The organism is Serratia sp. Tan611, from assembly GCF_905188235.1.
Lineage (GTDB): Bacteria > Pseudomonadota > Gammaproteobacteria > Enterobacterales > Enterobacteriaceae > Serratia_B > Serratia_B rhizosphaerae.
Genome location: NZ_LR994655.1, coordinates 185,632 through 198,918 on the forward strand (window position 1 = coordinate 185,632; position 13,287 = coordinate 198,918).

The 13,287-nt window shown below is 61.0% G+C and carries 11 protein-coding genes; 8 read left to right on the forward strand and 3 right to left on the reverse strand.

Going from position 1 to position 13,287, the window contains the following annotated elements:
- Positions 1-20 precede the first annotated feature (20 nt).
- From pldA to yigL, 5 genes are all read left to right on the forward strand, one after another.
- Positions 21-899, forward strand: a complete 879-nt coding sequence (gene pldA, locus TAN611_RS00760) for a phospholipase A (RefSeq protein ID WP_105229354.1) — start codon at positions 21-23, stop codon at positions 897-899.
- Positions 900-984: 85 nt separating this feature from the next.
- Positions 985-2,817, forward strand: coding sequence for an ATP-dependent DNA helicase RecQ (recQ, locus tag TAN611_RS00765; RefSeq protein WP_111736218.1), 1,833 nt, complete (start codon positions 985-987; stop codon positions 2,815-2,817).
- A 2-nt stretch (positions 2,818-2,819) separates the two neighbouring features.
- Positions 2,820-3,449: a threonine export protein RhtC gene (gene rhtC, locus TAN611_RS00770; RefSeq protein WP_105229356.1), complete on the forward strand. Its 630-nt coding sequence runs from the start codon at positions 2,820-2,822 to the stop codon at positions 3,447-3,449.
- A gap of 31 nt (positions 3,450-3,480) precedes the next feature.
- Positions 3,481-4,521: a lysophospholipase L2 gene (pldB, locus tag TAN611_RS00775; protein WP_203067099.1), complete on the forward strand. Its 1,041-nt coding sequence runs from the start codon at positions 3,481-3,483 to the stop codon at positions 4,519-4,521.
- A gap of 8 nt (positions 4,522-4,529) precedes the next feature.
- The gene (yigL, locus tag TAN611_RS00780; protein WP_105233179.1) at positions 4,530-5,330 is read left to right on the forward strand and encodes a sugar/pyridoxal phosphate phosphatase YigL; all 801 of its coding nucleotides are present in this window, start codon (positions 4,530-4,532) and stop codon (positions 5,328-5,330) included.
- Between the two features lie 67 nt (positions 5,331-5,397).
- Here the strand turns inward: yigL and glpQ are convergent, their stop codons facing one another.
- Complete coding sequence (gene glpQ / locus TAN611_RS00785) at positions 5,398-6,477, reverse strand: glycerophosphodiester phosphodiesterase (protein WP_105229358.1); 1,080 nt, start codon at positions 6,475-6,477, stop codon at positions 5,398-5,400.
- Positions 6,478-6,712: 235 nt separating this feature from the next.
- Positions 6,713-8,065, reverse strand: a complete 1,353-nt coding sequence (gene glpT / locus TAN611_RS00790) for a glycerol-3-phosphate transporter (RefSeq protein WP_105229359.1) — start codon at positions 8,063-8,065, stop codon at positions 6,713-6,715.
- 359 nt (positions 8,066-8,424) lie between these two features.
- On the opposite strand from glpT, the gene glpA reads away from it, so the two are divergent.
- Genes glpA through glpC form a run of 3 tightly spaced genes read left to right on the forward strand, consistent with a single transcriptional unit; the run spans position 8,425 to position 12,531 of the window.
- Entirely contained in the window at positions 8,425-10,074 is a 1,650-nt protein-coding gene (gene glpA / locus TAN611_RS00795; protein ID WP_203067100.1) for an anaerobic glycerol-3-phosphate dehydrogenase subunit A, read from the forward strand.
- On the forward strand, positions 10,064-11,335 hold the full coding sequence (gene glpB / locus TAN611_RS00800) for a glycerol-3-phosphate dehydrogenase subunit GlpB (RefSeq protein ID WP_187044788.1): 1,272 nt from the start codon (positions 10,064-10,066) through the stop codon (positions 11,333-11,335). The genes glpA and glpB overlap by 11 nt, the downstream gene beginning before the upstream one ends.
- The gene (gene glpC, locus TAN611_RS00805; RefSeq protein ID WP_187043817.1) at positions 11,332-12,531 is read left to right on the forward strand and encodes an anaerobic glycerol-3-phosphate dehydrogenase subunit GlpC; all 1,200 of its coding nucleotides are present in this window, start codon (positions 11,332-11,334) and stop codon (positions 12,529-12,531) included. The genes glpB and glpC overlap by 4 nt, the downstream gene beginning before the upstream one ends.
- Positions 12,532-12,572: 41 nt before the next feature.
- Here the strand turns inward: glpC and TAN611_RS00810 are convergent, their stop codons facing one another.
- Positions 12,573-13,136 carry a DcrB family lipoprotein gene (locus TAN611_RS00810; protein WP_187043816.1) on the reverse strand — a complete coding sequence of 188 codons (564 nt, stop codon included), beginning with the start codon at positions 13,134-13,136 and terminating at the stop codon, positions 12,573-12,575.
- Positions 13,137-13,287: the final 151 nt, after the last annotated feature.

Genomic DNA, 13,287 nt, shown 5'->3' on the forward strand with positions numbered 1-13,287 from the left:
TTGCTGGAGTGATGAGAATTATGCGTATTCTGTCAGGGGCCGTAATGGCAACGCTGCTGGCCCCGGCGCTGGTTCAGGCCGAAGAAGCGAAACAACAAGAAATACATGATAAACCGGCGGTTAACGGCAGCATTATCGCCAATATGCTGCAGTCCCACGATAACCCGTTTACGCTCTACCCGTACGAACCTAACTACATACTGTATAGCTACACCAGCGATCTCAATAAAGAGGCGATCGACAGCTACAGCTGGGCGAACCATGCGCGCAAAGACGAAGTGAAATTCCAGCTCAGCCTGGCGTTTCCGCTGTGGCGCGGCATTGTTGGTGAAAACTCGGTGCTCGGCGCGTCCTATACTCAGCGTTCCTGGTGGCAGCTCTCCAACAGCGGTCAGTCCTCGCCGTTCCGTGAAACCAACTATGAGCCGCAGATTTTCCTCGGTTGGGCAACGGATTACACCTTTGCCGGCTGGACATTGCGCGACATCGAGGTGGGGCTTAACCACCAGTCGAACGGCCGTTCGGAGCCGACCTCGCGCAGCTGGAACCGCGCCTACGCGCGCCTGATGGCGCAGAACGGCAACTGGCAGGTCGATGTCAAACCCTGGCTGCGTTTCTCTGAAAGTGCCAGCAGCGACGACAACCCGGATATCACCAAATATATGGGCTACTACCGCCTGAAAGTCGGTTATACCTGGGGCGAGAGCGTCTTCAGCGTGGACGGCCACTACAACTGGAATACCGGCTTCGGCGGAGCGGAACTGGGCTGGAGCTATCCGATCACCAAGCATGTCCGCTTCTATACCCAGGTATTCAGCGGCTATGGTGAATCGATGATTGATTACAACTTCCGGCAGACACGCGTCGGCGTTGGTGTCATGCTGAACGATATTATGTAATCATATCCCCACGTCCCTGAGGCCGCCGCAAATCTGGCGGCGGCTTCATTTATCGGGGTACTCAGAATTTAACATGGGGAAGTGTGTGTCTACCGCAGCAGTGATAAACAGCGAATTGCTGGCAGAGCAGGTGTTACGCGACACCTTTGGCTATCAACAATTCCGTCCGGGACAACAAACGATTATCGACGCGGCGACCCGCGGCCAAGACTGCCTGGTGGTGATGCCGACCGGCGGCGGCAAATCGTTGTGCTATCAAATCCCGGCGCTGATGCTGGAGGGCCTGACCCTGGTGGTCTCCCCGCTGATCTCCCTGATGAAGGATCAGGTGGATCAACTGCTGGCCAACGGCGTGGCGGCGGCCTGCTATAACTCGACGCAAACGCGCGAACAGCAGTTGGAAGTGATGGCCGGTTGCCGCAGCGGCGCGATTAAAATGCTGTATATCGCCCCTGAACGCCTGATGATGGACAGCTTCCTGTCGCTGCTCGACAGCTGCCCGCCGGCGATGCTGGCGGTGGATGAGGCGCACTGTATTTCCCAGTGGGGCCACGATTTCCGGCCGGAGTACCGCGCGCTTGGCCAGCTGAAGCAGCGCTTCCCGGCGATGCCGGTGGTCGCACTGACGGCGACCGCTGACGAGACCACGCGCAATGACATTTCGCGCCTGTTGGCGCTGCAGGATCCGCTGATTCAGGTCAGCAGCTTCGACCGGCCGAACATCCGTTATACGCTGGTGGAGAAGTTTAAACCGCTCGATCAGCTGTGGCGCTTTGTGCAGGACCAGCGCGGTAAAAGCGGCATTATCTACTGCAACAGCCGCGCCAAGGTGGAAGACACCGCCGCCCGTCTGCAGAGCCGTGGCCTGAGCGTGGGGGCATACCACGCCGGCCTCGACAACGCGCGGCGTGCGCAGGTGCAGGAAGCCTTCCAGCGCGACGATCTGCAGGTGGTGGTGGCCACGGTGGCGTTCGGCATGGGGATCAACAAGCCCAACGTGCGTTTCGTGGTGCACTTCGATATTCCGCGCAACATTGAGTCCTACTATCAGGAAACCGGCCGCGCCGGCCGTGACGGCCTGCCGGCGGAGGCGATTTTGCTGTATGACCCGGCCGATATGGCCTGGCTGCGCCGCTGTCTGGAGGAAAAACCCGCCGGGCAGCAGCTGGATATCGAGCGTCATAAGCTCAACGCCATGGGCGCCTTTGCCGAAGCGCAAACCTGCCGGCGTCTGGTGCTGCTCAACTACTTTGGCGAAGGCAAACAAGAGGCCTGCGGCAACTGCGATATCTGCCTCGACCCGCCGAAGCGCTATGACGGGCTGGAGGACGCGCGCAAGGCGCTGTCGGCGATTGGCCGCGTCGGCCAGCGTTTCGGCATCGGCTACGTGGTGGAAGTGCTGCGCGGCTCCAATAATCAGCGCATCCGCGAGTTCGGCCACGACAAACTGCCGGTGTACGGCATCGGTCGCGATCACACCACCGAACATTGGATCAGCGTGCTGCGCCAGCTGATCCATCTGGGTTTTATTACCCAGAACGTCGCCATGCACTCGGCGCTGCAGCTGACCGAAGCCGCACGTCCGGTACTGCGCGGCGAAGTGGAGCTGCAGCTGGCGGTGCCGCGTATTCAGAGCCTGAAGGCGCGCGGCGGCGCGGCGCAGAAATCCTACGGCGGCAACTACGACCGCAAACTGTTCGCCAAGCTGCGCAAGCTGCGTAAATCGATCGCCGATGAAGAAAATATTCCGCCGTACGTGGTGTTTAACGACTCGACGCTGTTGGAAATGGCGGAACAGATGCCGATCCGGGCCAGCGAACTGCTGAGCGTAAACGGCGTCGGCCAGCGTAAACTTGAACGTTTCGGCGCGCCGTTTATGGCGATGATCCGCGACCATATGGATAACGATGAGGATTAATCATGCTGATGCTGTTTCTGACCGTCGCGCTGGTGCACCTGATCGCCCTGATGAGTCCGGGGCCTGATTTCTTCTTTGTGTCACAGACCGCCGCCAGCCGATCGCGCCGCGAGGCGATGATGGGCGTGCTGGGCATCGCCCTGGGGATCGTGGTGTGGGCCGGCGTGGCGCTGATGGGGCTGCACCTGATTCTGGCGAAGATGGCCTGGCTGCATCAGATCATTATGGTCGGCGGCGGCATCTATCTGTGCTGGATGGGCTGGCAACTGCTGCGTTCGGCGCGCGCCAGGCGCGGGCAGCCGGCGGCGCAGCCTGATGAGGCGCAGGTGGCGCTGGCCAAGCCGGGCCGCAGCTTTATCCGCGGTTTTCTCACCAATCTGTCCAACCCGAAAGCGGTGATCTACTTCGGCAGCGTGTTTTCGCTGTTTGTCGGCGACAGCGTCGGCGCCGGCGCGCGCTGGGGGCTGTTTCTGCTGATCGTGGCGGAAACTTTTGCCTGGTTCAGCCTGGTGGCGATGATTTTTGCCCTGCCGGCGATGCGCCGCGGCTACCAGCGGCTGGCGAAATGGATCGACGGCCTGGCGGGCGTCCTGTTCACCGGTTTCGGTTTACACCTGATTTTTACCCGCTAAGCGGTCGGCGACAGCGGAAGGAAAGCATGTCATGACGGCGTTTATACTCAGCCCCGATGAGTGGCTCACGCGTGAAACCCAGTTTGCGGCCTTTGCCACCGGGCCACTGCTGGATTTCTGGCGTCAGCGTCAGGAAGGCGAGTTCAACGGCGTTGACGATGTGCCGATCCGCTACGTGCGCTTTAGCGCGCCGCAGCACCAGCGGGTGGTGGTGATAAGCCCCGGCCGCATCGAAAGCTATGTGAAATATCCGGAAGTCGCCTACGATCTGTTTCAGCGCGGCTACGACGTGATGATCATCGACCACCGCGGGCAGGGGCGATCCGGGCGCCTGCTGGCGGACAGCCATCGCGGTCACGTGGTGAACTTTGCCGATTACGTCGAAGACTTTACGCGTTTTTATCAGCAGGCGGTGCTGCCGCTGGGATATCGCCAGCATTTTGCCCTGGCGCACTCGATGGGCGGCGCGATTCTGGCGCAGTTCCTCGCCCGGCAGCCGCAGGCGTTTGCCGCCGCCGCGCTGTGCGCGCCGATGTTCGGCATCTTTTTACCGATGCCTGACTGGATGGCGCACCGTATCCTGAACTGGGCGGAAAAGCGGCCGAATGTGCGCGATTACTACGCGGTGGGCACCGGACAATGGCGGCCGTTGCCGTATGTGGTCAACGTACTGACCCACAGCCGTGAACGCTACCGGCGCTCGGTGCGTTATTATGCCGACTACCCGGAGCTGCAGGTGGGCGGGCCGACCTACCACTGGGTGCGGGAAAGTATTCAGGCCGGGCAACAGGCGATTGCCGAGGCGAAAGACATCACCACGCCAATCTTGTTATTGCAGGCCGGTGAGGAACGGGTGGTTGATAACCGTTCGCACCAGGCTTTTTGTCAGGCACTGTCAGACGCGGGACACCCTTGTGAAGGGGGCGAACCGCGGGTTATCCAGGGCGCGCGCCATGAGATCCTGTTTGAGCGGGACGCTATGCGCGCCGAAGCGTTGAACGCAATCCTGCGTTTTTATGCCCAACACGCTTTCAGCGGCGCTGATGCCGCCGACAACTCCATTAGAGGTTGAACGTATTTATGTATCATGTTGTTGCTTCCGACCTGGATGGCACCCTGCTGTCCCCTGACCATACTTTGTCGCCTTATGCCAAGGAGACGCTGAAGCTGCTGACGCAGCGAGGCGTGCACTTTGTGTTTGCCACCGGACGTCACCATATCGACGTGGGGCAAATCCGCGATAATCTCGGCATCAGCGCGTTTATGATCACCTCCAACGGCGCGCGGGTGCACAACACCGCCGGCGAATTGATCTTCAGCCATAATCTGGACGGCGATATTGCCCGCGATCTGTACGGCATCGTCCATAACAGCCCGGATATCACCACCAACGTCTACCGCGACGATGACTGGTTTATCAACCGCGAAAGCCCGGAGCAGAAGGAGTTTTTCCGCGAGTCGGTGTTTAAATATCAGCTGTTTGAGCCGGGTCTGCTGGAAACCGACGGCGTCTGTAAGGTGTACTTCACCTGTGACGACCACGAACAGCTGCTGCCGTTGGAAGAGGCGATTAACGCGCGCTGGGGCGACCGGGTGAACGTCAGCTTCTCGTTCCCGACCTGTCTGGAAGTGATGGCCGGCGGCGTGTCGAAGGGGCATGCGCTGGAAGAGGTGGCGAAAATCATCGGCTATTCGCTGAAGGAGTGCATCGCGTTCGGCGACGGCATGAACGATCTGGAAATGCTGGCGATGGCGGGCAAAGGTTGCATTATGCGTGACGCGCATCAGCGCCTGAAGGACAAACTGCCGGAGCTGGAGGTGATTGGCTCCAACGTGGATAACGCGGTGCCGCATTATCTGCGCGAGATGTTCCTCTCCTGAGTGATGCAGGCGGGGATGTCACCGCCCGCATTGACAACGTCGCTGGCCTGCCGGCCAGCCGCGTGTATTACCGGTGCTGCCCCTGTTTTTGCAGGAACTGCACGCCTTTGTCCGGGAAGTCGGTGAATACCCCGTCAACGCCGGCCTGGTTATAAATCACGTCGTACAGCTGATTGACGTCGGTGACGTACTTCGGCAGCGCGTCGGCGCGGATGGTAAACGGATGCACCGCCAGCTTGTTGGCGTGCGCTTCTTTCACCATATCGGTCAGTACGATGTGGCCTGGTTTGGACTTCTCGGCGGCCACCAGCATATGGTAATCAGGCCCGATGCCGTCGGCATACTGGGCGATCTGCTTCATCGCACCCGGCTTGAACATCCAGTCGTAGTCGTAATTGACCCACTTACCGTCGGCGTTCTGCTCGTAGGTTTCATTCCAGTCGTTATAGGCGATCAGCTGCACCAGCTTCAGGTCCATGCCCAGCTTCGGCTCCAACTGGGTTTTGATGCGTTTCAGCTCGTTGGCGTCGAAGCACTGCAGGTACACATTGTCATTTTTACCGGTATAGCCGTACTGCTTCAGCACCGCCAGCACCTTGCTGGAAATGTCTTTCCCTTCCTGCTGGTGGAACCACGGCGCCTTGATTTCCGGATAGATGCCGATGTTCTTGCCGGTTGAGTGGTTCAGGCCCTGCACGAACTCAATCTCTTCCTGGAAGGTGTGGACGCGGAAATCGGATTTACCCATCGGGAAGCGGCCCGGGTAGCTCTGCACCTGCTTGCCGTCTTTGATATCAAAGCCTTCGGTGAACTTCAGCGATTTGATCTCGGCCAGGGTAAAGTCGATGGCGTAGTAGCGGCCGTCTTTGCGTGCGCGATCCGGGAAGCGTTTGGCGACGTCGGTGACGCGGTCCAGGTAGTGATCGTGCAGCACCACCAGTTCGTCGTCCTTGGTCATCACCAGATCCTGCTCGAGGAAATCCGCGCCCTGCGCGTAGGCCATGGCCTTGGCCGGCAGCGTGTGTTCCGGCAGGTAGCCGCTGGCGCCGCGGTGGGCGATCACCACCTTGTCGGCGGCGAAGGCGGCGCTGCTGAGGGTAGTCGCCAGAATAATCCCTGACAGCAGGGCTTTAACGTGAGTCCGCATAGTCTTCTCCTTAAGTGGCAGGGCAGCCGCAGGCGGCATCGTTGCCAGTGGGTGGGGAATAAAAAGGCCGCGGTGCGGCCTTTGGGCATATACCCGTCATACGCCAAGTGACCGGTGTGTTGGCGGCGCTCAGTCACCCGAATCGCTTACCTGAGTAAGCTCATCGGGATACCTTCTCTTGCCGCCTTCCTGTCACCCGGGTTGTTTCGGGTATAGTGCGTGGTTTTCGTGACGATTAGCCGCGTTTCGCCGCAATGTCTGCGTGATGTTTCTTCTCGTTCAGCATGGTCAGCAGCAGCAGGATAACTGCGGCGATGCTGCCGCCGATCATCACCATAAAGCCGCCGTCCCAGCCGAAGAAGTCCACGGTGTAGCCGACGATGGCGCTGGCGGCGACCGAGCCGCCCAGATAACCGAACAAACCGGTGAAGCCGGCGGCGGTGCCTGCGGCTTTCTTCGGCGCCAGTTCCAGCGCGTGCAGGCCGATCAGCATCACCGGGCCGTAAATCAGGAAGCCGATGACCAGCATACAGAGCATATCGATCGTCGGGTTGCCCGCCGGGTTCATCCAGAAGACGATGGTGGCGATGGTGACCAGCGTCATAAAGAAGACGCCGGTGGCGCCGCGGTTGCCTTTAAACACTTTATCCGACATCCAGCCGCACAGCAGGGTGCCCGGGATACCGGCATATTCGTACAGGAAGTAGGCCCAGGAGGACTTATCCAGCGCGAAGTGCTTCACTTCTTTCAGGTAGGTCGGCGACCAGTCCAGAATGCCGTAGCGCAGCAGGTAAACGAACACGTTGGCGACCGCGATATACCACAGCAGCTTGTTCGGCAGGATGTACTGCATGAAGATCTGCTTGGCGGTCAGTTCTTCTTCCGCTTTTTCGCTGTAATCGTCCGGGTAGTCGTTTTTGTACTCTTCCACCGGCGGCAGGCCGCAGGACTGAGGCGTATCGCGCATCAGGCCGAAGGCGATCAGAGCCACCAGAATGGCGCCGAAGGCCGGCATGTACAGCGCGGCGTGCCAGTCGTTGAACCAGGCCATGCCGAGCAGGAACAGCAGCGGCGGCAGGCCGCCGCCGACGTTATGCGCGCAGTTCCAGATGGAGACGATCTGGCCGCGTTCTTTCTGCGACCACCAGTGCACCATGGTGCGGCCGCACGGCGGCCAGCCCATGCCCTGGAACCAGCCGCACAGGAACAGCAGCACGAACATCACGGCGATGCTGGAGGTGGCCCACGGAACAAAGCCCATAAACAGCATGACGCAGGCGGCCAGAATCAGACCGGCGGGCAGGAAGACGCGCGGGTTAGAGCGGTCGGACACCGAGCCCATGATAAATTTGGAGAAACCATAAGCGATGGAGATCCCTGACAGGGCGAAGCCCAGATCGCCGCGGCTGAAGCCTTCTTCGATCAGATAAGGCATTGCCAGGGTGAAGTTTTTACGTACCAGATAGTACGCGGCGTAGCCGAAGAAAATTCCCATAAAAATTTGCCAGCGCAGTCGGCGATAGAGCGGATCTACCTTGTCGACCGGCACACGAGAAATGTGTGCGGCTGGCTTAAAAATACTCAACATGAGCGCCTCCGATGGCTTTATCAGTATGACACGCTCAGAGCAGGCGTTCTGAGTCGTGTTTGAGCGGATATCTAGAGTGTTGCTTTTTGTTCTATAACGAGCGCCATGCTAGACAAAACCCCTGGTTGGCTCTGTGATGGATGGCGCATTTGTTACACTTTTATAAAACAACGGCGAATTTTGAGCGATTCGTTAACGTTATGAAATAGACAAAGCCAAAAAAGTCGTGATGACGATCACATAAGTGGATTTTTATAGACATTTCTCTTTCGTTTTATGTTCGTTATTGTTCCTTATCAAACAAATTCCACACTAACTATGGATCAATAGCCCCATAATCAGCGTCATTGGGGGTGGAAATGAGCCACGCTTCACCGGTAACTGAAACGGATGTCATCATTATAGGCGGCGGCGCGACCGGCGCCGGCATTGCCCGCGACTGCGCGCGCCGCGGCTTACGCTGCCTGCTGCTGGAGCGTCACGATATCGCCACCGGCGCCACCGGGCGCAACCACGGCCTGCTGCACAGCGGCGCGCGTTATGCGGTGACCGACGGCGAATCCGCCCGCGAGTGCATTGAAGAAAACCGCATTCTGAAACGTATTGCGCATCACTGCATCGAGCGCACCGATGGCCTGTTCATCACGCTGCCGCAGGATTCGCTGGCGTATCAGCAACAGTTTATCCAGGCCTGTCAGCAGGCCGGCATTGACGCACAGGCGATTGATCCGCAGCAGGCGCTGCGCCTGGAGCCGGCGGCCAACCCGGTGCTGATCGGCGCCGTGCGGGTGCCGGACGGCACGGTCGACCCTTTCCGGCTGACCGCTGCCAATATGCTGGACGCGCGCGAACAGGGCGCGCAGATCCTGACCTACCATCAGGTGGTGGGGCTGTTGCGCGTGGGCGATCGCGTGCGCGGCGTGCGCGTTTACGACCATCAGCAGCGGCGTCAGTATGAAATTCATGCCGAGGTGGTGGTCAACGCCGCCGGCATCTGGGGCCAGCAAATTGCCGAATACGCCGATCTGCGCGTGCGCATGTTCCCGGCGAAGGGGGCGCTGCTGATCCTCGGCCATCGCATTAACAACATGGTGATCAACCGCTGCCGTAAACCGGCGGACGCCGACATTCTGGTGCCGGGCGACACCATCTCGCTGATCGGCACCACCTCGACGCACATTGATTACGATCAGATCGACAACATGCTGGTGACGCCGCAGGAAGTGGATACGCTGATGCGTGAAGGGGCGCTGCTGGCGCCCGCGATGGCGCAGACCCGTATTCTGCGCGCCTATGCCGGCGTGCGGCCGCTGGTGGCCAGCGATGACGATCCGTCCGGGCGTAACGTCAGCCGCGGCATTGCGCTGCTCGACCATGCGCAGCGCGACGGCCTGGAAGGCTTTATCACCATCACCGGCGGCAAGCTGATGACCTACCGGCTGATGGCGGAGTGGGCCACCGACCTGGTGTGCGAAAAACTCGCCGTCAACGCCCGCTGCACCACCGCGGAACAGGCGCTGCCCGGCTCGCGTCAGTCGGCGGAAGAAACCGTGCGCCGCGTGGTGTCGCTGCCGGCCAGCATTCGCGGTTCGGCGGTGTATCGCCACGGCGACCGCGCCGGATTGGTGCCGGCCGAGAATCGCCTCGATACCAGCCTGGTGTGCGAATGCGAAGCGGTGACCGCCGGCGAAGTGCGCTACGCGGTAGAGTCGCTGACGGTCAATAATCTGGTGGATTTACGCCGCCGCACCCGCGTGGGAATGGGCACCTGTCAGGGCGAGCTGTGCGCCTGTCGCGCCGCCGGCCTGCTTTCCCGTTTTAACGTCAGCACGCCGCAGCAGTCCATCACCCAGCTCTCCCATTTTCTGAACGAACGTTGGAAAGGCGTGCGGCCGATCGCCTGGGGCGATGCGCTGCGCGAAAGCGAGTTCACCAGTTGGGTCTATCAGGGACTGTGCGGGCTGGATGAGTGCGGCGACGGCAAACAGGAGGCGGATGATGCAATTTGATGTCGTGGTGATCGGCGGCGGACTGGCGGGCTTGAGCTGCGCGTTGCGTCTGAGCGAGCAGGGCCGGCGCTGCGCGGTGGTGAGCAACGGGCAGAGCGCGCTCTATTTTGCCTCCGGTTCGCTGGATCTGCTGGCGCAGTTGCCGGACGGCACGCCGGTGGCGGCGCCGCTCGACGCGCTGCCTGCGTTGGCGCAGCAGGCGCCGCAGCACCCTTACAGCCTGATAGGCGCGTCGCAGGTGGCCGCGCTGGCGAACGAGGCGCAGCAGCTGCTGCAGCGCTGCGGCCTGGCGATGCAGGGCGACAGCCGGATGAACCATCTGCGCGTTACGCCGCTGGGCACGCGGCGGGCGACCTGGCTCAGTCCGCAGGCGGTGCCGACCACGCCGCTGGACGCGCCGCTGCCGTGGCGCAGCATCGCGCTGCTGGGCATCGAAGGCTTTCTGGATTTCCAGCCGCAGTTGGCGGCCAGCTCGCTGCAGCGCCAGCAGGGCGTTGACGTTCGTGTCGGCTATCTGCATCTGCCAGCGCTCGACCGTCTGCGCAATAACCCCAGCGAATTCCGCGCGGTCAATATCGCCCGGGTGCTGGATATGCCGGAACAACATGCCGCGCTGGCGGAGGAAATCCGGCGGCTGGCGGACGAGGCGGAGGCCGTATTCCTGCCGGCCTGCCTGGGACTGGAGGATGACCGTGCGCTGCAGGCGCTGCAACAGCGGCTGGGCAAGCCGGTAATGCTGTTGCCGACTCTGCCGCCTTCGGTGTTGGGTATGCGCCTGCACCAGGCGCTGCGTCAGCGTCTGGTGCAGCTGGGCGGCGTGCTGATGCCCGGCGATCGCGCGCTGCGCGCCGAGTTTGACGGCGGGCGGGTGACGGCGCTGTATACCCGTAACCACGGCGATATTCCGCTGCGGGCGCCGCAGCTGGTGTTGGCCGGCGGCAGTTTCTTCAGTAACGGCCTGAGTTCGGATATCAACGGCATCCGCGAGCCGGTCTTCGGGCTGGATGTTTACGACCGCGCCGAGCGCGCCGACTGGTGTCAGCGCGACCTGTTCGCGCCGCAACCCTATCTGCAGTTCGGCGTGCGCACCGACGCGCAACTGCGAGCCGTCAGGCAGGGGCAGGCGCTGGATAACCTGTACGCCATCGGCGCGGTGACCGGCGGCTACGATCCGCTGCAGCAGGGATGCGGTGCCGGCGTGTCGCTGTTGGGGGCGCTGCATGTCGCCCGACATATTGTTGAACAGGGAGGGGACGCATGAGCCTGACGAGCGATAACAGCTTTGAAAGCTGCATCAAATGCACCGTCTGCACCACCTATTGCCCGGTGGCCAAGGTGAATCCGCTCTATCCGGGGCCGAAGCAGGCGGGACCGGACGGCGAGCGTCTGCGGCTGAAGGATCCGGCGCTGTATGACGAAGCGCTGAAGTACTGCACCAACTGCAAACGCTGCGAAGTGGCCTGCCCGTCGGAGGTCAAAATCGGCGATATTATTCAGCGGGCGCGTGCCGATCTGAGCCAGAGCAAACCGAGCCTGCGCGACGCCATCCTCAGCCATACCGACATCATGGGTTCGCTGTCGACGCCGTTCGCGCCGATCGTCAATGCCGCCACCGGTCTGAAACCGGTGCGCAAACTGCTGGATAAGGCGCTGAAAATTGACCATCGCCGCACGCTGCCGAAGTACTCGTTCGGCACCTTCCGCCGCTGGTATCGTCAGCAGGCGCAGCAGCAGCGGGGCTATGCCGAGCAGGTGGCGTTTTTCCACGGCTGCTTTGTTAACTACAACCATCCGCAGCTGGGCAAGGATCTGATCCGCGTGTTTAACGCCATGGGGATCGGCGTTCAGCTGCTGCAGCGGGAAAAGTGCTGCGGCGTGCCGCTGATCGCCAACGGTTTTATCGAACAGGCGAAAAAACAGGCGACGGTGAACGCCGAATCCCTGCGCCAGACGGTGCTGGAGCAGGGCATGCCGGTGGTGGCGACCTCGTCGAGCTGCACCTTTACCCTGCGCGATGAGTATCCGCACCTGTTAGGCGTGGACACCACGGCGGTGCGTGACCGCGTGGAGCTGGCGACGCGTTACCTCTATCGTTTGCTGAGCGAAGGGCGGACGCTGCCGCTGCGCCATACGCCGCTGCGCGTGGCCTACCATACGCCGTGCCATATGGAGAAAATGGGCTGGACGGCCTACACCCTGGAACTGCTGCGGCAGATCCCCGGGCTGGAGCTGGTGGTGCTGGATTCGCAGTGCTGCGGCATTGCCGGCACGTACGGTTTTAAATCGGAGAATTACGCCACCTCGCAGGGTATCGGCGCATCGCTGTTTCAGCAGATTGAGCGGAGCGGCGTCGATTTGGTGATTACCGATTGTGAAACCTGCAAATGGCAGATTGAAATGTCGACCAGCAAGCGCTGCGAACATCCGATCACGCTGCTGGCGCAGGCGCTGGCCTAACGCGGGGGAGAACGGGGCCGGCTGCGCCGGCCCGCGGAGGATTACTGCTTGAGCTTCAGCGTGTTGATAATCGCGGAGGCGTCGGTCTGCGCCTGCTGCTGATTATCCGCCGGCAGCGTCACCTGAATGGTCAGCAGGTGGTTGTCCAGCGTGCCGATCAGGATAGATGAGTAGGCTTTCTCGCCGCCGCTGCTGAGGATGCTGTCCAGCTGGCGCAGCGGAACGCCGTCGACCTCGATGGCCTTATTGGTCACTACCTGCAGGTTGGCGTCGCGTGCGCGCTGCGTGGTTTCCAGACGCTGCGCCAGCGTTTCCAGGCTCTCGGCGGTCTTATCGCCCAGAATGACGATCACCGCGCGCTGGCCGGTGCTGTCGGCATACACGTGCATATTGTTGGCCTGATTGCCCAGCTTGCCGCTTTGGTCGGACATGCCGGTCGGCAGGGTAAACGCCAGTTTACCGTCCAGCAAATTCACCTGTTGTGCGGCCGCACTGCTGCTGGCGGCGTCGCCGGCCGGTGCCTGCGCGTCTTTGGTGTCGCCGTCGCAGGCTGCCAGGCCAAGTACCAGCAGGCTGATACCCATTAATTTTGCTACTTTACGCATTGGGCTTTCTTCCTTTTCTTCACGGGTTATACCCTGAATCATGCAAATGCAGGGCAGCGCATAACGCTAAGGTTCCTGTTACCTGAAGTATGACGGATCGCGTGTCTCTTTGCTCGATCGCAACCTATTGAGCAGCGAAATGCAAGAAGGA

Excerpts from the sequence above, each read along its gene's own strand:
- glpQ (WP_105229358.1), bottom strand. The coding sequence starts at position 6,477 with ATGCGGACTCACGTTAAAGCCCTGCTGTCAGGGATTATTCTGGCGACT.
- glpC (WP_187043817.1), top strand. The coding sequence starts at position 11,332 with ATGAGCCTGACGAGCGATAACAGCTTTGAAAGCTGCATCAAATGCACC.
- TAN611_RS00810 (WP_187043816.1), bottom strand. The coding sequence starts at position 13,136 with ATGCGTAAAGTAGCAAAATTAATGGGTATCAGCCTGCTGGTACTTGGC.
- pldA (WP_105229354.1), top strand. The coding sequence starts at position 21 with ATGCGTATTCTGTCAGGGGCCGTAATGGCAACGCTGCTGGCCCCGGCG.
- rhtC (WP_105229356.1), top strand. The coding sequence starts at position 2,820 with ATGCTGATGCTGTTTCTGACCGTCGCGCTGGTGCACCTGATCGCCCTG.
- glpB (WP_187044788.1), top strand. The coding sequence starts at position 10,064 with ATGCAATTTGATGTCGTGGTGATCGGCGGCGGACTGGCGGGCTTGAGC.
- yigL (WP_105233179.1), top strand. The coding sequence starts at position 4,530 with ATGTATCATGTTGTTGCTTCCGACCTGGATGGCACCCTGCTGTCCCCT.
- pldB (WP_203067099.1), top strand. The coding sequence starts at position 3,481 with ATGACGGCGTTTATACTCAGCCCCGATGAGTGGCTCACGCGTGAAACC.
- glpA (WP_203067100.1), top strand. The coding sequence starts at position 8,425 with ATGAGCCACGCTTCACCGGTAACTGAAACGGATGTCATCATTATAGGC.
- glpT (WP_105229359.1), bottom strand. The coding sequence starts at position 8,065 with ATGTTGAGTATTTTTAAGCCAGCCGCACACATTTCTCGTGTGCCGGTC.